At 37.8% G+C, this 19,439-nt stretch carries 15 protein-coding genes; 1 reads left to right on the top strand and 14 read right to left on the bottom strand.

Translation table 11 applies throughout. The annotated features are described in order from the left end of the window. Positions 1–58: 58 nt before the first annotated feature. From CBF30_RS00595 to CBF30_RS00585, 3 genes are all read right to left on the bottom strand, one after another. Complete coding sequence (locus CBF30_RS00595) at positions 59–2,437, bottom strand: DNA translocase FtsK (protein ID WP_425469868.1); 2,379 nt, start codon at positions 2,435–2,437, stop codon at positions 59–61. A 145-nt stretch (positions 2,438–2,582) separates the two neighbouring features. Further along, a complete protein-coding gene (locus CBF30_RS00590; RefSeq protein ID WP_126821712.1) occupies positions 2,583–4,673 on the bottom strand; it encodes a DNA topoisomerase 3 in 2,091 nt (696 codons plus the stop codon). Beyond that, on the bottom strand, positions 4,582–4,980 hold the full coding sequence (locus tag CBF30_RS00585; protein ID WP_126823700.1) for a DUF1033 family protein: 399 nt from the start codon (positions 4,978–4,980) through the stop codon (positions 4,582–4,584). Before CBF30_RS00585 ends, CBF30_RS00590 begins: the two co-directional genes overlap by 92 nt. A gap of 194 nt (positions 4,981–5,174) precedes the next feature. Here CBF30_RS00585 and CBF30_RS00580 point away from each other — a divergent pair, with 194 nt between their 5' ends. Further along, the gene (locus CBF30_RS00580; RefSeq protein WP_126821710.1) at positions 5,175–6,341 is read left to right on the top strand and encodes an SAM-dependent methyltransferase; all 1,167 of its coding nucleotides are present in this window, start codon (positions 5,175–5,177) and stop codon (positions 6,339–6,341) included. 111 nt (positions 6,342–6,452) lie between these two features. Here CBF30_RS00580 and CBF30_RS00575 read toward each other — a convergent pair whose 3' ends face one another. The 11 genes from CBF30_RS00575 to CBF30_RS00525 form a co-directional block, all read right to left on the bottom strand. Next, positions 6,453–6,776 carry a hypothetical protein gene (locus CBF30_RS00575; RefSeq protein ID WP_126821708.1) on the bottom strand — a complete coding sequence of 108 codons (324 nt, stop codon included), beginning with the start codon at positions 6,774–6,776 and terminating at the stop codon, positions 6,453–6,455. A 324-nt stretch (positions 6,777–7,100) separates the two neighbouring features. Then, a complete protein-coding gene (mnmA, locus tag CBF30_RS00570) occupies positions 7,101–8,222 on the bottom strand; it encodes a tRNA 2-thiouridine(34) synthase MnmA (protein WP_126821706.1) in 1,122 nt (373 codons plus the stop codon). A 177-nt stretch (positions 8,223–8,399) separates the two neighbouring features. After that, a complete protein-coding gene (locus CBF30_RS00565) occupies positions 8,400–8,744 on the bottom strand; it encodes a DUF1831 domain-containing protein (RefSeq protein ID WP_126821704.1) in 345 nt (114 codons plus the stop codon). Between the two features lie 63 nt (positions 8,745–8,807). Next, complete coding sequence (gene rarD, locus CBF30_RS00560; RefSeq protein WP_126821702.1) at positions 8,808–9,716, bottom strand: EamA family transporter RarD; 909 nt, start codon at positions 9,714–9,716, stop codon at positions 8,808–8,810. Positions 9,717–9,734: 18 nt separating this feature from the next. Further along, positions 9,735–10,880: a cysteine desulfurase family protein gene (locus tag CBF30_RS00555; RefSeq protein WP_126821700.1), complete on the bottom strand. Its 1,146-nt coding sequence runs from the start codon at positions 10,878–10,880 to the stop codon at positions 9,735–9,737. Between the two features lie 455 nt (positions 10,881–11,335). After that, positions 11,336–13,702: a glycoside hydrolase family 32 protein gene (locus CBF30_RS00550; RefSeq protein WP_126821698.1), complete on the bottom strand. Its 2,367-nt coding sequence runs from the start codon at positions 13,700–13,702 to the stop codon at positions 11,336–11,338. A 133-nt stretch (positions 13,703–13,835) separates the two neighbouring features. Then, the gene (locus CBF30_RS00545) at positions 13,836–14,660 is read right to left on the bottom strand and encodes a mannose/fructose/sorbose PTS transporter subunit IID (RefSeq protein WP_126821696.1); all 825 of its coding nucleotides are present in this window, start codon (positions 14,658–14,660) and stop codon (positions 13,836–13,838) included. Between the two features lie 15 nt (positions 14,661–14,675). After that, positions 14,676–15,488, bottom strand: a complete 813-nt coding sequence (locus CBF30_RS00540; RefSeq protein ID WP_126821694.1) for a PTS mannose/fructose/sorbose transporter subunit IIC — start codon at positions 15,486–15,488, stop codon at positions 14,676–14,678. Positions 15,489–15,503: 15 nt separating this feature from the next. Next, positions 15,504–15,995, bottom strand: coding sequence for a PTS sugar transporter subunit IIB (locus CBF30_RS00535; protein WP_126821692.1), 492 nt, complete (start codon positions 15,993–15,995; stop codon positions 15,504–15,506). Further along, a complete protein-coding gene (locus CBF30_RS00530; RefSeq protein ID WP_126821690.1) occupies positions 15,992–16,426 on the bottom strand; it encodes a mannose/fructose/sorbose PTS transporter subunit IIA in 435 nt (144 codons plus the stop codon). The genes CBF30_RS00535 and CBF30_RS00530 overlap by 4 nt, the downstream gene beginning before the upstream one ends. 175 nt (positions 16,427–16,601) lie before the next feature. Continuing rightward, positions 16,602–19,427, bottom strand: coding sequence for a sigma-54-dependent transcriptional regulator (locus CBF30_RS00525; RefSeq protein ID WP_342774810.1), 2,826 nt, complete (start codon positions 19,425–19,427; stop codon positions 16,602–16,604). Between the last annotated feature and the right edge of the window lie 12 nt (positions 19,428–19,439).

Genomic DNA, 19,439 nt, shown 5'->3' with positions numbered 1-19,439 from the left:
AACGAACAAAAAGAGTCTGAAACCTAGCTTTTTAAGCTAGGTTTCAGGCTCTTTTTATTTATTCAACTGGTGGCTCTACCTGATGCTCCATTTCTATCTGAGCATTTGGAAGTGTATCAAGTAAAACTTTTCTGGGCTTACTTCCCTCAGAAGGACCAATAACCCCACGCATTTCCATCTCATCAATCAAACGAGCTGCACGGTTATACCCAATTCGGAATCTTCTTTGTAAAAGGGAAATACTCGCTGTTTGCATTTCAACAACCATCTCTAATGCTTCTTGATAATATTCATCCTCAGCCTCCCCACTTGAAGAAACCTCTGCTTCCTCAGAAGGCATCATATTTTCTTGATAATCTGCCCCCTGTTGTTCGGTCACAGATGCCACAATCCGCTCAACCTCTTGATCGGAGATAAAGGCTCCTTGTACACGAATCGGCTTGTTTTGCCCCATTGGAAGAAAGAGCATATCCCCTCGTCCAAGCAGCTTTTCAGCCCCATTAGAATCAATAATCGTTCTTGAATCAGTTCCACTAGATACGGCAAAAGCAATTCTTGAGGGAACATTTGCTTTGATAATTCCAGTAATAACATCCACACTTGGACGCTGCGTTGCCAAAATCATATGAATCCCTGCAGCACGCGCCATCTGAGCCAAACGTATAATAGCATCTTCCACTTCATTACTTGCAACCATCATCAAATCAGCCAACTCATCCACTACCACGACAATAAATGGTAAAATCGGTTGATTACTACCCTCTTCTGCGTTTCGTCTGGCTACAAATTCATTGTAACCTGTGATGTTTCTAACGCCTGTTCCAGCAAACAGTTCATATCGTTTTTCCATCTCTTCTACAACTTTGTGTAGTGCTTGGGAGGCTTTTCTAGGATTGGTCACAACTGGTGTTAACAAATGTGGAATACCATTATAAACATTTAACTCTACCATTTTTGGATCAATCATCATCAGTTTCACTTCATTTGGCTTTGCTCTCATCAAAATACTCGTAATAATCCCATTAATACAGACGGACTTTCCACTACCCGTTGAACCAGCAATGAGCATATGTGGCATTTTGGTTAGATCAGCAGAAATGACAGAACCAGAGATATCTCTTCCAAGTGGTACTTCTAGTAGTTGATCTGGATGGCTTGGCTGTGCCTCAATGATATCTCTAAATGAAACCGTACTAACAGTATTGTTTGGAACCTCAATCCCAATCAAGGATTTCCCAGGAATAGGAGCCTCCATCCGAATATCTTTTGCTGCTAGCGCCAAAGCTAGGTCGTCCGTCAAACTTACAACTTTACTGACTTTTACACCAACAGCAGGTTGGATTTCATATTTGGTAACGGCTGGTCCAAGGCTTGCCCTGACTACTTTTGCATCCACTCCAAAACTTTTAAAGGTTTGTTCTAAAACTCCTACATTTTTCTCAATAGACTGATATTCTTCACTTTGATCGGTCATGGGGATTTCATTGAGCAGCACTGAAGTTGGCAGCTGATAGTCAATATCTTCCAATTCTTGAGGAATTTCAAACTCTAGATCTTCTCCATTATCTTCGGATGCTTCGTGCTTGTCCTCCATTGATTGACTCTTTTTAGCCTGCTGCTGTTCGTATTTACTCTGATAAGTATCAATTTTAAGAGGAAGTTCTTCTTGAACGATCACATTTTCTGCTACTTGTGGGGATTCTTGTTCCACTTCTGTTTGTGCTTTTAGTGCTTGCTCTTGTGCATGCTTTTCTGCCGCTTGTTTTTTAGCAATTTCTTGTTTTTCTTCTTTTAGCTTAAGTTTTTCTTGCCTCTTCTCACGATGAAGATGCCATTTTTCTTGAAACTTTACTTGAAAAGAATGAATTTTTTCCATCAGTTCATTACTACTTACATTGGAAAGAAGACATCCCCCAATAATCACCAAGCTTGTTCCAACAACATATACACCTATTTGTGAGACTAAAAAATGAAGCAACGTGTAAATTGCTGCCCCTATCATCCCTCCGCCTACAGATTGCGATACTACATTTGTACGAATATCTGTAAACAACTTTTGCCAAGTTAAGGAGATAAAGTGATGATTATTTGCCACTGTTTCAGAGAACAAATGAGCATGTAAAAAAAGAAGCACGCCTAAATAAAGGAATCCAATACCAACCACTATCCTAGGACGCTTTAGCTCTGGTTCTTTACCCAACAGTACTAAGAATCCTCCATACACAGCAACAATTCCGGCTAAAATCGGATAGGTGTCTCCAACTAATAACCGAAAAACATTGGCTACAAGGACACCTAAAAATCCTAGTTTAAAAATGCCTAACAAGCTAAATAAAAGTAAAATTAGTCCCATAATCAGATAATTTTGTCTATTTTTTTGCTGCTTCTTTTTCTTTGTTGTCTTTTTTCGTGTTGCTTTTTTTGCCATCTTTTTCATACCTCATTTCATTCTACCCTATTATACTATAAATTAGCGTTCATTTCCCTTTAAATCAAGCTCATGGTTAAAAAGACAATAGAACTTGATACAAAATGATATCATTTTGATCAAGCTCTATTATGATTGATTCATTGAGTTGCTATTACTCGTCTTCTTTGTTCATCGCAGCTTTTAGCGCCAAAGCCAATGGACTCTCTTCTGGTTCCACTTTTTCTTGACTATATTTTTTTAGCAGTTTTCGCTCTTCATGCTTGTTGAGCTTTGCTTTACGCTCTTTTTTATCCGGAACTTTTTCGGATATCATACAAAATTTACATTTGAAATAAGCGCCATTTTTCCCCTCATGAATCTCCATCTTTTTGTGGCATTGAGGACAACGGTGGTTGGAAATTTTGGGATCTTTCCGTCGTTTATAGTGACACTCGGGATTGATACATACGTAAATTTTCCCATCTCTTGTATTTTTTTCTTTGAGGTTTTGACCACATTCTGGGCATTTCTTGCTTGTTACAGAAAAATCTTGATACTTCTTCTCGCTCCGTTTGATTTCTTGTACTAATTGCTTCGTGTCTGCTTCAATCTCTTGGATAAAGCCAGATGCTTTTCTTTTTCCTTTAGCAATTTCTTCTAATGAATTCTCCCATTTAGCAGTCAGATCTGGTGAAATTAGTGATGGATTCACCAGTTCCAATAGTTGTTTGCCTTTGGCCGTCACACTTAGACTCCCTGTATTTCGTTCCATTAGTTCCGACTTGATCAATTTTTCAATAATTTCTGCTCGTGTAGCAGGAGTTCCTAGATTGAATTTCTCCATTTGTCCAAGTAAGCCGGATTCACTGAGTGGTTTTGGTGGTGTTGTTAATTCTTTATTGATTTCAAAATGCTTTGGCAAAATTTCCCCATTTGTAAACTGAATCTGTTTGACTTCTTGTTTTTTAGGATCTACTTTTTTCCAGCCAAATTCCTCAACTGTCAATTGTTTGAAGCCAAATTTAGCTGTGCCAACTGTTACAGTAATTGTTTGTTGATTCGTCACATAAGGTGTGGCAAATAACCCGAGAAAACGCTCCACAATCATTTGATAAATTTTGAGCTCATCGTTATCTAACCGTTCAAATCTTGGTGCTTGCTCGGTCGGGATAAGTGCGTGATGATCGGTCACGCAAGCATCTTGAAAGACTTTTTGCACCTGTACGCGAGCGCCTTCTTTTAAATATTGTTTTGCTTGTGGATAGCTTGGTGCCAGTGCCTGCAAGCGCTCTTTCATCGTTGCTTTCATATCTGTCGTTAAATATTTGGAATCTGTCCTAGGATAGGTCACAATTTTATGCGTTTCATATAGACTTTGTACAAGCGATAACGTCCTTTTGGCAGAAAATTGATAGCGTTGGTTGGCTTCTCGCTGAATTTCGGTCAAATCATAAGGAAGTGGAGCTGGTTCTGATTTTCGCTTGTTATGAATGTCAGATACCTTGGCTTTTTCATTAGCCAGCTCTTTTAAATACGCTTCTGCCTCTTCCCGTTTTTTCCATTGTTTGGGATTTTTTAATTGAAGTCGTCCCAACAAATGTTGATAGACAAAATCTACGGAAAAATAATTTTCGGGACGAAATTGCTCTATTTTCTTTTCTTGTTGGCGAACCATTGAAAGTGTTGGCGTTTGAACACGACCAGCAGACAGACTATCCCCGTATTTAACGGTTAAGGCACGTGTAACGTTTAAGCCAACTAACCAATCAGCCTCTGCACGAGCAAGTGCTGATTCATACAAATCATCGTAAAGTTTACTTGGTTTAAGTTGACGAAACCCTTCTTTTATTGCTTTGTTTGTCTGTGAAGAAATCCACAGTCTTTTGACTGGCTTATTAAAGCGTGTATACTCTAAAATCCACCGCGCAACAAGCTCGCCTTCACGCCCTGCATCCGTTGCAATCACCGCTTCACTGACATCTTTTCGCTTAGAAAGCTGTGAAATCGCTTTTAGCTGATAACCTGTTTTGGGTAGCGGTTTGATGCCAATTTTCTTTGGCACCATGGGCAACGTCTCCATTTTCCACTCGCCCCACTCCTTGCGGTAATCCTCTGGCATCTTGAGCCCTAGTAAATGGCCAAGTGCCCAGGTGATAATCACATTGTCCCCTTCAATGTAGCTTTTCGTTTTTTTGGTTGCTCCAAGTACCTTGGCTAGATCTCTTGCAACACTGGGTTTTTCTGCTATTATAAGTTGTTTCATATTCTTCCTTTCCATCTATTGAAAGGGGACTCCCCTCTTTCAACAACATGAGTCCTTTGTATTGTTGTAAATCATCATCGCATTCTTCGCAAAAACGTGTTTCTCCTTCATTCCAAAAGGCCATAAGAAAAGTTTCTTTTTCGCGGTTCGTTTGAAATTCTTTACAAAACTGGCTTTTTTTTTGCTGATAAACTTCAAAAGCTGCTTCAAAAGTTGAGAATGCTTGGGTTTCCTTTATATCTTCTTTCCAACCATCTAGAAACCACCATGGTTCGTCGTCTCCGTACATCACAATTACTTGATACATATACTTCAATCCTATCATTTTTGTTAATTCCTAGTCTAGTGTGTTTCTTGGACTTTCGCAACTTTTCTGTTTACCCAAATCAATGACTTCAACAACATTATACCTTATTTTTTCTTTCCGAGTGTTTCTATTTCTAAAATTTGACAAGAAGGTTTAAAATAGAACTGTTGTTATTTAAAAAGGAGCGAGAAACTATGTTAGAGAAAACTTTTTACAAAAATATGCTTCGTCACTCTTTTGATATTCCAGTGAGGGTTCGTTATTGGGATGGAAAAGAAGAAGTATATGGTGAGGGAGAGCCTCAAAATACGATTATTTTTCATGAAGCAATCCCTACAAAAGATATCATGAAAAATGCTTCTATCGCACTCGGTGAAGCTTATATGGATAAAAAAATTGAAGTAGATGGTAGTATTGAAGCACTCATCATCTCTGCTTATAGAAGTGCCGAAAGCTTTATGCGTAATTCTTCTTTTATGAAATGGTTACCCAAGACTTCCCACTCTGAAAAAAAATCCAAAGAAGATATTCACTCTCATTATGACATTGGAAATGATTTTTACAAAATGTGGTTAGATAAAACCATGACCTACTCTTGTGCTTATTTCAAAACAAATCATGATACTTTAGAACAAGCACAGGAAAATAAAGTTCATCACATTTTAAACAAGCTCAATATGAAACCTGGAGAAACACTACTAGACATTGGCTGTGGCTGGGGAACATTGATTTATACTGCCGCCAAAGAATATGGTGTTCGTGCAACAGGGATTACACTGAGCGAAGAACAATTTCATCACGTCAAAAAACTTATTGCAGACGAACACTTAGAAGACCGTCTTTCAGTTCAGCTGATCGATTATCGTGAGCTAAAAAATGTAACCTTTGATCATATCAGTAGCGTTGGAATGTTTGAACATGTTGGCTCTGAAAACTTAGGTGAATATTTCAACGTCATTGAAAATTTATTAACCAAAGAGGGTACTGCTCTAATTCATGGAATTTCTCGCCAACAAGGTGGTGCTACAAACGGTTGGATCAATAAATACATATTCCCGGGAGGTTATGTTCCTGGTGTAGCCGAACTGGTTTCGAGGATTACAGAAAATAAATTACAGCTGATAGATTTAGAAAGTTTACGCCTGCATTATCAACGAACTTTAGAGATTTGGGATCGAAATTTCAAAGATAAGATTGAACCCATTACAGCTCAATACGGAGAACGTTTTGTCCGAATGTGGGATTTATATTTACAAGCTTGTGCCGCCTCTTTTGCAGCTTCTAATATCGATGTTGTGCAATATTTGCTTGTAAAACCAGAGCATAATACACTACCATTAACAAGAGCGTATATGGACTAATCACTTTTAGTTCTTTATAAAAAAAGACCTACAAACCTTTTAGGATGCTGACTGGTTTGTAAGTCTTTTTTCTATAAAATAGGTATGTCAGAGCTGACACTAATTCTCGATCTATCTTTTTAATTCTTCAAAGGTAGCCTGAATTAATTCAGCTAAAAAAGGCAAGTTATCCATGGTTTTAAAAGTAAAGGAACTGTCAGATTTTCCAAGATGCTCCGGCTGCTTTGCATATTCTTGTAAAATCATTTCGCCTTTTTTAGTAGGTTTCAATTGAAAAAGAAAACCTTGTCTATCCCTGATTACACCGCCAATTTTGACCTTGTCAATCCAGATCACTGTCCCACCTAAAAAACTTTTTTTGGTCGTAACTGTTCCCAGCATGGCCGCTTCCTTTAATACTGGACCTAAAAATTCTTGTTCACTCCATTTAGTCATCGTCTGCCCCTTTATCTATGATTTTTAATTATGGCATAGCTAAAGAAAAAGGCAAGTATAAATAAATTCACTAAGTTACAAACTTTTATCAGGATTTGTGGGTGCGCACTGGATGTGCCAGAAATACAACCACTTACACTTCACCTAATTCCTTGCTCTTACTTTCAGCCGACTCTGAGACCATAAAAGCGTGCTCTAATTTCAAATAATCCCAAAGCAAGTATCTTTTATAACAAGCAAAATAGAAACAAAAACCACGTTCCCTTGACTTTTTAAGTTGAAGGGAGCATGGTTTATTTTTTATTTATCTTGATTAGAAACTATTTATACATATTGTAATTGCTTGTCCTCTTGATAAACTACATCAATCAGTCCGCCACCCAAGCATTCCATTCCATCGTAAAATACAACGGCTTGTCCAGGCGTAACTGCACGTACTGGTTCCGCAAACGTAACTGTTGCTTTATTGCCTTCATGCAACACAACGTGAACAGCCGTATCTTGTTGGCGATATCGGAATTTAGCCGTACAAGAAAATTCTTTTGGCTTGGATTCATCCGTCGTAAAATGGATGTCCGTTGCCTCTAAATGGCTAGCATAAAGAGCGGGATGGTGAAAGCCCTGTCCGACATACAGTGTATTTGTGGTTAATTCTTTGCCAACAACAAACCATGGTTCTTGGGTTTTCCCCCCACCACCAATACCTAGTCCTTGCCTTTGACCAATCGTATAATACATTAGTCCATCATGTTCGCCTTTTACCTCACCATCAAGCGTCATCATTTTTCCTTTTTGAGCGGGCAAGTAATGTCCTAAAAATTCTTTGAAATTCTTTTCTCCAATAAAGCAGACCCCTGTTGAGTCTTTCTTTTTGGCAGTTGCAAGCCCAGCCTGCTCAGCGATTGCTCGAACTTCTGGTTTTTCCATGCCACCAAGCGGAAACATGGTTTTACTTAATTGTTCTTGAGAAAGTTGACTTAAAAAATACGTTTGATCCTTATTTTGGTCGATTCCTCTAAGCATATGAACAAACCCATTCTCATCTTTTTCAACTTGAGCATAGTGGCCAGTTGCCACATAATCAGCTCCTAATTGAAGAGCGTAATCAAGAAAAGCTTTGAACTTTATTTCTTTGTTGCACATCACATCAGGGTTAGGGGTTCTGCCTAACTTGTATTCGTCTAAAAAATATTGAAATACCCGGTCCCAGTACTCTTTTTCAAAATTGACAGAATAATACGGAATACCAATTTGATTGGCTACTTTGGCCACATCCTTGTAGTCCTCCGTCGCTGTACAGACACCGTATTCATTCGTATCATCCCAATTTTTCATAAAAACTCCCACTACATCATAGCCTTGTTCTTTTAAAATCAAAGCTGTAACAGAAGAATCCACTCCACCGCTCATGCCGACAACGACTCTTGTGTTGCTGTTGTCACTCATTTTATCACCATCATTTTCTCTTAGATTCTGAAAATCATCTACGATTTGAAGGTCGCAACTTTTCAGTGATTTCTATTATACGATTTTTAAGGGAAAATTGCATCTATTAAATAAACTTCGACTACCAGTTTTGTATTTCAAAAAAAAGCCTACACATAAGTGTAGGCTTTTACTTTATTAAGCTACTTTTATAAAACAGCCCCGATCAATCATGCCATCCATTAAGAAATAGAATTTTTCACGATTCATCTCAAACTGATCTCCTTTGAAAAGGTTGACTGCCTTTAGTCCATCAGCCGTTGTAATCGACATCTTCAACGTTTTTAAATCGGATGCGATTGTAATTTTTAATTTAAAGCCTTGTTTGCTTTGTGGAGTTGCATCTAATGGTCGAATCATTTGAAAATTCCCAGAATTTGTCTCTGTAAAGCCATTATCTTTTAGGGTATATTTTTTTGCATTTGTCCCTACTTGATAGTACACTGGACAGCCTAAAACGGTTGCTTGTTTTTGAAAAGCCATATTGTTCCCACCTTTTTCTTTATTCCTTCTCATTATAAGGGAATTTTCCAAAAGGAGCTAGTACTATTTTTCACCTTGACTTAAAAATTGTTTTTCCTTACGATGCGATTGAATCGTTCCGTAAGTAAATAAAACAATGCCCAACCAAATAAAGCTAAATGCAAAAAACTGACCTAATGTGTAGGGTTCGTGAAATAAAAATATCGCAAATAATAACATCATTGTTGGATTTACGTATTGAATAAAGCCAAGCAAGATATACGAAATCCGTTTAGCCGCTTCTGCAAACAACATAAGTGGAATGGCTGTCACAATTCCAGCCCCCATTAAAAGTAAATTTAGATTGGTCGTATAACCCATGAAAGGCTGCGGAGAAAAAAAGACAAAATAGAGCAACGCTACTGGCAACATGATGAGGGTTTCAATCGTCAAACTCGTATAAGAACTCACCACTAATTGTTTCTTAACAAAACCGTACAAACTAAACGAAATCGCCATGACAAGTGAGGCGATAGGGACTTCACCTGATAATAGTACCAACATTAGCACCCCTACAGCCGCACAACAACAGGCAACGGTTCCTATTCTCCCTAATTTTTCCTTGAGAAAAACGGTTCCCAGTAATACATTTACAAGTGGATTCATATAATAGCCTAAACTGGCAGCAGTTACGTGTCCGTGCCCTACAGAATAAATAAACGTAAACCAATTAATCGAAATAAAAATTGCTGCCAAAACAATGAATCCAAGAGTTTTAGGTGAAGAAAAAAGACTTTTGACCTTTTGGCAAAAGGCACGCCATTTTTTGATACAAATAATATAAAGTAACATAAAAACAAACGACCAAACAATTCGATAAAATAAAATAGATAACGATTGAACTTCGCCAAGTAATTTCCAATATAGTGGAATAATTCCCCACAATACATAGGCAAAAACGCCTAAAACAATGCCCTTTTTTTCTTCTTTCACACAACCACCCACTTCATTTTATTTTTTTATTTTGTGAACAATTTTATTCAAGCAAGAGGCAAGATAGGTAATTTCATCTGAAGTTGTTTGCTTGCCAAAGCTAATTCGAATTGACTCTTTAATCAGCGGATTTTTGGTGCCATACATGGCACTCAACACATGACTCGGCTCCACATTTCCAGCTGTACAGGCTGAGCCGGTTGAGATGGAAATTCCCATCAGATCAAGATGAACGAGCAATAAATCATTAGGTATTCCTTTAATCCACAAATTGAGAATGTGTGGCAATCGTTGACTCGCATCTCCATTTACTTCGAATTCTATATTTTCCGCAGCTAAAGCATTTAGTAATTGGGTTCGTAATTCTTCGTAGTGGAGAGCATTTTTTTCTTTTTGGTCTGAGCTCAGTAAACGAACTGCTTGAGAGAAACCAATAATGCCTGGTAAATTTTCCGTTCCAGCCCGTTTTTTTGTTTCTTGATCGCCACCATGCATTAAGGGCGGTAGCGGGGTTGCTTCTTTCATATACAAGAATCCTACCCCTTTTGGTCCAGAAATTTTATGCGCAGATACACTTAAAAAATTGACATTCAGCTCCTTGACATCGATATCCAGACAACCATAAGCTTGTACTGCATCCGTATGAAAGTATGCTTGATGCTCTGAAAGAATGGCACCTATTTCATTAATAGGATAAATTGTTCCTATCTCATTATTGGCAAACATGATTGACACCAAAATCGTATCTGGTCGAAGAGCTGCTTTTAACTCGTCCAAATCAATCTGTCCTGTATCATCCACAGATAGATACGTGACTTCAAAGCCTTGGGTTTCTAAAAATTCCATTGTATGCAAAACAGCATGGTGTTCTACTGCAGTCGTAATCAAATGCTTACCAAACTCTTTTCTCAAAAATGCAGTCTGCATAATGGCATAATTATCGCCTTCTGTCCCTCCACTTGTAAAAAATATTTCCGTTTCTTTCGCCCCGATGCTTTTTGCAATTTGGCTACGTGCTACTTCGAGTTTTCCATGTGCCTTTCTACCAAACTGATGCACACTGGACGGATTGCCAAAATCCTCTTTCATTGCCTCAAACATGGTTGCAACAACTGCTGTATGCATGGGGGTTGTCGCTGCATTATCTAAATATATTGGTTTCATTCTATTTTTCTCTTCTTTCTACTACGCCATATCAAAAAATAATTTTTCTGAAAAATGACTCACTTGTCCTCAACTATCTTAAAATTACTCTTAAAGTATAGCTTATCTGACCACTAAAAAAAAGAAATTCGTCTATATTATGTGTAAATAGTTAGACAAAGCTCTGCTTATAAGAACCCCTCATTACACCCAAATAAACGCATTGGCAAAAAAGAGCGAGGCTCCGTTTAAATACCTTCCGTACTCTTTTCTGACGAAAGACAAAATGTACAAAAAAAGCCTGAGACCTAACTGTTACGTTATGTCCCAGGCTCTTAGTATCCAAATAAACGATAAAACAAACGTCCCCCCTTCGGAAATGAGCTAAAATCCCAAAAAATTTGACGAAAAATTTTCCGGTAATGCTTGCTCATATTTCGGAGGTAAATGCTTTTGTGTCGACTGCTTTTTTCTTTTTATTTCTTTAATTTTTTATATCCAAAATATCCAACACCAATTAATAAAATTCCACCTAGAATCAAGAGCAAGTTTTGTCGTTGTTCCCCAGTTTGTGGTAACCCTTTTTTCGCTACTTGTTTGCTAGCTGTAGTTTGCCTATTTGTTCCTTCACTTTGACTATTCGTTTGTTGCGTTGTTTCAGAACTGACATGTTCTCCACTTGTGGTCTCACTTGTTTTGTCAGATGCACTGCTAGAAGCGCTCGTTTCTGTAGTAGTCGTTGAAGTACTTGTTTGTGTCGTACTAGAGGTATCACTAGTGCTACTTGTTTCTGGTGTACTGCTTACTACTGTCACTTTTCGCGTTTTTTCTTGATACTTCCCTTTTTCATTTAAGAGTGCATAAACTACTTCATATGAGCCTTCTTTGGTAGTATCTACAGTATTTTTTAGAACTTGAGGCACGATAGTGCTCTTATTGCCTAATGCATCTCTATTACTAGCGGAAACCTCTGTCATAGGATCAAAAACATGACCTTTTTGAATCTCTATATCTTTTGCAACTATTTCCAATTCACCAAAGATGCTATTCAAAGGACTAATCTTTGCATCTGACACTGTACTTTTCCCGTTTTCCGCATAGAAAGCAACTAAATTTGTTGGAATATTGCCGATGATTTCTGGTCTAAAATAGAATACTTGACTAATGGTTTTCTCTCCGTCATTTACAAATACTTCTACTGAAGATTCATCTACTAATGCAGTTAACTTCACTTGATTGTTTGGAGCAGCGACAGGAGTATTCGTTTTGTCACGTGTTGGTCCACCTATATTCGCCTCTCCTGTAGCTAATCGATTGACATATGCTAACTGATTTTGAATGTCATACCCCACGTAAATTTTACGACTTAAATCATCTGAGGCACGAACTAAAATACCAACAGCACTTGGTTTGTCGACATCTGTCCAGTTGAAGCGAGCTTCTACTTTATAGTTTGTTCCTTTAAAATTCGTTACTTTTATGGTTTGATCATCCAAATTCGTTGTACTTAATGCTGGTTGAATCGTTTCTTTTTGTATAGTATCTAGTTCTTTTACGGGCATCTGTCTAAGTGAATAGCCATCTGTTGCTTGTGAATCTGCAACCAGTTTCAACTCTCTTGGTGTGGCCATATGACTGTACCAAGGATCAGTTTGTTGTTCATTTACATATTCCCAATTGGACATCCAAGCAAGCATCACAGTCCGCTTATCTGGAACATTACTAAATGTTACTCCAGCATAATAGTCTTCTCCATAGTCCGTCCAAAGCGGTTTCTTTAGTGTTTCACTGCTATCTGGAAGCCACTGACCTTGTGCATTCATTGTTCCAATCATATACTGCATACCTGATCCAGAAGCAGGAGCCCCTTTTTGTACACTCATACTTAAAATCCATTTTTGCTCACTTGTTCCCTCAACCGTCATTGGAATTAGTTCGGGACATTCCCATACACCATTGCCCACGTCATGCTGCCGTTCAATTTTTGAGGCATATTCCCAAGAAAGTAAGTCTTTGGATTTATATATTTGAGCTTCTTGTCCAGATACGACAATCATTAACCATTGCTGATTGCCTTCATCATAAACCACTTTTGGATCTCTAAAGTCTTTGGCATTGCCCTCTGGCATCATCGTAACTGGAATCAAGGCTTTAGGTTGGGTTTCGTTTCCATCTGCTGAATATTGTTTAAACGTTTTTCCGCCGTCTGTACTATAGGCAAGATGTTGCTCTTGAACTTCATTGAAGCCAATCCAAGTTCCCAAGCCCCCATCTTGTCCATCATTTTTCCTAGTTCCAATTTGAAAGCAGCTTGTATAAAAAGCGAGAATCGTATTTTCCCCTAGTCCACTAGCATTATTTTTATCAATTATTGCCGAGCCACTGAAAATATACTTCTTCCCATTCTCACCACCATCGCCCCAATTGGTTGTCGGTTTGCCAACATAGCGAACCTCCCCGTACTGAGCAAGGTCTCCTGTGGTATTAGTATAAGTGAAATCCTCCCATTCTTGATTTTCAAGCTCGGGGATTGCGACTCCTTGTTCTTGCCAATTGATCATGTCGCTACTTGTCGCATGCCCCCAAGACATATTTCCCCAAGAATTTCCAGCTGGATTGTACTGATAAAACATGTGGTAGGTTCCCGTGGTATCGTCATAAAGCAAGCCATTAGGATCATTTAGCCAATTTTTTTGCGCTGAATAATGGTATTGATTACGAAAAGGTTCATTATACAACCAATTCGCTTGATTTTGACTGTCCGCAAATACACTTTTTCCCCCTTGAAAACTTAGAAAAACAAACCCCACTAACATTGATAACCTTAACATTTTTTTCTTCATTTTTTCACCTCAACACAGATTTAGTAAGCGTTTTCTAAAAAACTTTTAAAAAAAAGGATAAATATATGAATTCGGCCTATTTTTATTTTCTAGACGGATTCAATGATTTATCCTTTCATTGCCTAACTATAACTTAACCAAGAAATCCAAATGCTTTGCCTAAAATTCCGATGACAAAGATGATCACAATAATCAACAATGGACTCACATTTTTCTTAAGTAACCATGAAACAAATAGTGTCAAAAGTAACGCTAACATTCCTGGCATGATACTATCCAAAATATTTTGAACAGTTTGTGTTTGAACTTTTCCACTGCTGTCTTTAATTCTCGTTGCAACAATCGGAATATTAATAGTGGTCCACTTACTCACGAGAGCCCCCATTACAAAAAGTCCGACAACAGAGGCGCCTTCTGTTAATTTTTTAATTCGATCTCCAGCCATATCTTTAATGATTTCATTACCTTTTTCATAGCCATATTTAAGCCCAATATATTTAATGGACAGACGAATAACGTTAATGGCAATAAAGAATAGAAGAGGTCCACTGATACTACCAGCAAGTGCGAGTGAAGCACCTAGTGCTGCAAGCACTGGACGTGCCGTGCCCCAAAAGATAGGATCTCCAACTCCAGCAAGAGGCCCCATAAGTCCAATCTTCATTGCTGCAATTGAACTTCCTGGTAAAACATTGTCTTTTGACTTTTCTTCTTCAAGCGCTGCTGATACCCCAAAGATTGGTGCAGTCAACCAAGGATGTGTATTGAACCATTCCAAATGACGTTGCAGTGCTTCATTTCTTTCAGGACCAGGTGCATATAAACGTTTGATTGCTGGAATCATGACAAAACAAAATCCCATGTTTTGGACACGCTCAAAGTTGAATGAACCAAGTAACAAATTTGAACGCAGAAACATACTGTTAATATCTTTTTTGGTTAATTTTTTTTGTTCCATTTTATTTGCTCCCTTCTAAGCATCCAAATCATCGTCTAAATCATCATCATACATGGCAACAGTTCCGTTGCTTGTAGTCGTTGCAGTTGGTGCTTGAGGTTTATTATTATATTTCAATTGAATATATAAAATTGCTAAACAAAGTCCCAAGCCACCAAAACCTACTAAATTAAAGTTTGTAAACGCTGCGAATAAAAATCCCATATAGAAAAATGGTTTCAAATATGGAACATCCATCATGTTAATCACCATAGCGTATCCAACAACCACGATAATTCCCCCACCGATTTGCAAGCCACCTGTAATCACTTTAGGAATATGATTTAAAAAGTTGCTTACAGCATCTGCACTAATCAAGGTAATAATTAGTGTTGGAACCATTACACGAAGTGCCTGCATTGATAACCCTAGCAAATGCATTCGCTCAATTCCTTTGTAATTTCCCTCAGCCGCATAGCTATCTGCTTTATGGACAAAAAATACCGTGATTGTTCTCACTAAGATTGTCAATGCTTGTCCAGCGGCTGCTAGAGGTACCGCAATGGCAATCCCTTCGCCAATTCCTTGATGTGCAGTAATTACTAAAATTGTTGAAATAACAGAAGCAATTGCTGTATCAGGTGCCATTGCTAGTCCTACATTCATCCATCCAAGCGCCATCATTTCAAGCGTTCCACCAAGAATAACCCCCGTGGTCACATCTCCTAAAATTAAACCTACAAGCGTACATGCAACAAGAGGTCTATGGGTTTGTGCTTCATCAAGCACACTGCCCATTCCAGTGATACCGGCCACGATTAAAAGTAAAATAATTTGAACTACGCTCATTTATTTCCCCTCCACTCATTTTTTTAATTCATCATCCAACACTTTTGAAAAATCAACACTATTGTCTCCAGGCAATTGTCTTAGCTCTAATTTCACACCAAGAGCTTTTAATTTTTCAAAAGCCTCGACACTACTTTGGGATACACTCACTGCTTTTGTGATTTGCTTACGATCTTTTTCAAAACGCATTCCCCCAACATTAATTTCTTTTAACGGAACACCTGCTTCAACTACTCTGACAATATCTTCGGGTTTTTCAAATAGTAGCATGACATTTGTCTGTTCGTATCTTGGTGAGTGAAATGCACGAACCATTTTCTCAACTGTTACTGCACTTGCTTTTACGTTAGCTGGTGCGACAGATAGAACTAGCGTTTTTCGCATTTCATCATTTGCAACTTCGTCACACACAATAATAATCCGTTCAACCGGGCGTAATTTTACCCATTTTGTCAATACTTGTCCATGAATAAAACGATCATCTATTCTTGCTAATTCGATTTTCATAGTTCGTCTTCCTCCTTATCCTCATTTGTTGCTTGTAATTTTTCGATTTGCTCTGAGAAAACTTTAAAACTTTCTTGGCTAACTGCTCTTAAGCTTTGAATCAACTCATTTAAAGGTTGCGATTTTAATCCTGCTCCTTCTAAAAGTAACGGCAGATTAACCCCAGTCACTACATCAATATTTTTATTTCCATAAATCAATTGTGTCGCAGCGTTATACGGGGTTCCACCAAACACATCGACTAAAATTAAAATTTCTTGCTCTTTAAACTTATCGATTTCTTTGTGGAACTTTTCTTGTAATTGTGGAATTCCTTCTCCTTTTAAAAATGGGACTGCAACAATTTCTTCATCTTTACCAAAAATCATTTCAAACGCATCTAGTAAGCCCAAAGAAAATTGACCATGTCCACTCACAATAATGGCTGTCATCTTTTTCTCCCCTTTCTCCTTTACACTTTTATATAAGCAATAAGCGTGCCAACTTTTCAAAGAACCTTTTACTTTCTGCTAATGTTTGATTCATTGCACTTTTAAACAACAAAAAAAGAAGGTGTTTTAATGATTAAAACACCTTCTGAAACACTTTTTGTTTTTTTAAAACACGTTAGCTGATGATTTCCAAAATAATTTCAGCGATATACACTTTTTCATCCTTACAAATTTTCAAATCCAACTTTTCTTCAAGAGTTGTCAAGGTTTGAGTTACTAACTCAATGATTTCATGGAGCTCACCAGATATTGTTTCTTTGTACGCCAATTCATTTTTTTTCAAGACACGTTCAAAAGCAAACGCCGTATGAATTACGAGTTTTAAAATGGAAGAATTAGAAAAAGATTGTTCCAGTTTTTCTTGGATCACTTCGCTCCACTCTATCAACATATCCGTCACATGATAAGGGTTTAGGTAAATCAAGTACGTCTTTAATGTGTCTTCACACAAATCTCTAACTACAATATTTTTTCTTTCTTTTTTCTTTGTTTCATCATATACTGGAGCATTTAATAGTTGACGCAAAACACTTTCCCCTTGTTCTTCAATTAAAGCTTCTAACGAAATGTGCGGACTGTCAATATGAGGATTTTTCGTTCCAACACTCGCAATGACTTGGTATTTTTGGACAATTTTAGGAATTTCTTTCGCTAGGCGCAGTGCGGAAACACTTAAAACACTGACCGAATCATCCGTACTTTCATAAATAATATCTGTCAGCATTTTTTCGAGTTTTTTAGCCGTTCCCTGACCCGTTGTACAAATTGATAAAATCACTTTTGGTTTTCCTCTGTTTTCTTCTTGCAACGAGACAGATGCTAGAAAATCTTTTCTAACAGAAGCATAAATAGAAGATAAATCCATATCCATGTAGTTGACCTTACGAACCACATCCAAGACCATCGCAGTCGTCACATTGGGAATGGTTCGAATACGACTTCCGGTCGCTTTTTCTAGCTTATTTCCAAGCATCGCAAGCGATCCCATGTCAACTAACATTAAAATCCCCTTCCCACTCTCAAGCGATTTTACCCTAGCAGATAAGCGCTCAAATAGTTCATTAGGCGAGACAGATAGAGGCATATCTAAGGCTTCAATGGGCGCATTTCCTAAAAGCTCTGTTGCTGCCTCAACCATAGAGGTAGCTGTACTATTGCCATGTGCTACAACTAAAACACTGACCTTTTTCTTTTCATCTAAGGTTTCAATAGAAGAAATCAACATCGTCAAATAAACGACTTCCAATTCAGGTAATTCTACATCTAAGCGTTCTCGAATTTTTTCTCTAAATAATAAAGCAACTTGATATTCTAACGAATGACTCGTTTTGACTTTTTCAATTTCTTGGGAGAGCAATCTTCCAGAGTTTTTCCCGCGTTTAAAAAAAGCATCAATATGCATCCCAATATAATAGTTAAAGCGACGGTCAAACCGACAATTTAGCTTCTTTTCAGCAAGAACTTTTAGTTCGCTTGTTAACGCAGATATTTCTTGATCGACAAATTTGTCCAAGTTATAGGTCACATTTCCTGATCGAACAAAATTACGAATATGTAGATGGAGATCGGTCAATATGTACTGATGAATTTGTTCAGAGTCAATTCCTTCCGACTCGAGTGCCGCGACTTTTTCCTCAATTGATTCATAGATATTAAACTCAGAAAAATTTTCTCGTGGTATGACAATCGCATCTTCTGGCTGAATCAACGTAACTACATCTACAAACTCAGATAAATCCTTTGCTCGTTCAATATTTTTTGTACTGTATAACCACTCTTGTCTAATTTCTTCGGGTAAATCTTTTACCCGAATGTCAATTTCTTCACTACGATGGAGGTGCGCTAAAAAAGCCTGTGCACAAACCAACTGAATCTGTGCTTTGAGCTGTCCCACATTTCCATAATTTGTCGTATGAAGCAACGCATTTAAAACATCAATATGAATACGTAATGTTTTTTCAATTCTTTTTGCTTCATTTCGAAATAAAAATTTCATTAATTGAACACGCTCTTTTATCGAACGATCTTTTAAAGGTGGAATGGTAATTGTCATCGGAATACGTCTTAAAAAAGTCGCAAGCAAGGTCGAAGTAGGATTTTCAGTCGTTGCACAAATGATTAAAACTTTCGCTTGACGCTTGATCCCACTTTCACCCAAACGATTAAAAGAGCCATTATCAATAAAATAAAAAAGCATTTCTTGACCTTCTGGAGGCAAACGGTGGATTTCATCCAGCAGTAAAATTCCTCCATTGGCTTTTTCAACCAATCCAGGATGATCCTCAGTGGCTCCAGTAAATGCGCCTTTACAAAAGCCAAACAATTGTGACATAAGCAATTGTGGATTGTGAGAATAATCGGCACAATTGAAGCTCTCAAATGGCGCCTTATCATCTAAAATATTCTCATATCGAGCGTATTCATAGATGCGATTGGCAAAAAATGTTTTCCCCGACCCAGTTGGACCTAAAAGGAGCATATGTAGGCCAAATGGTGGATAATAAACAGCTGCCTTCGCCTGTGAAATCGCCTTTTTTAGGCTATCACGGTGGCCAATGACTAAATCAAAAGGATTATTTTTTTTCTTGATTTCCTGACTGACTGAGAATACTTCTTTGCTGTTCTGCGTTCCTTCAAGTGAATCATCCAAAAATTCATTCAAGCTTTGAACTTCAAATAAATGAATGCGTTCTAGTTGGGGAATAATTGCCAGAAGAGACTCTGCTGCCACATATTTTACTGGAAACTGTTTGACTTTCACAACTTTTTGTTCGCGCACCAATTTATTTAGCTCCAAACTAGTATTCGAGCGGGTAACCTCTAATTGGTCTGCTAGTTCTTGAGCGGAATTCCCTTGGTCTGTTAAAATGTTTTCTAGCGTACTATTCTCCCAATTATCTACCAACTGCTCATAAACCCGATCAATTCTTTTCACTTTCACTCCAGCCCCCTT

This window comes from Vagococcus entomophilus, from assembly GCF_003987595.1.
GTDB classification, from domain to species: Bacteria; Bacillota; Bacilli; order Lactobacillales; family Vagococcaceae; genus Vagococcus_E; species Vagococcus_E entomophilus.
This window is presented reverse-complemented; position numbering and strand designations above follow the sequence as displayed.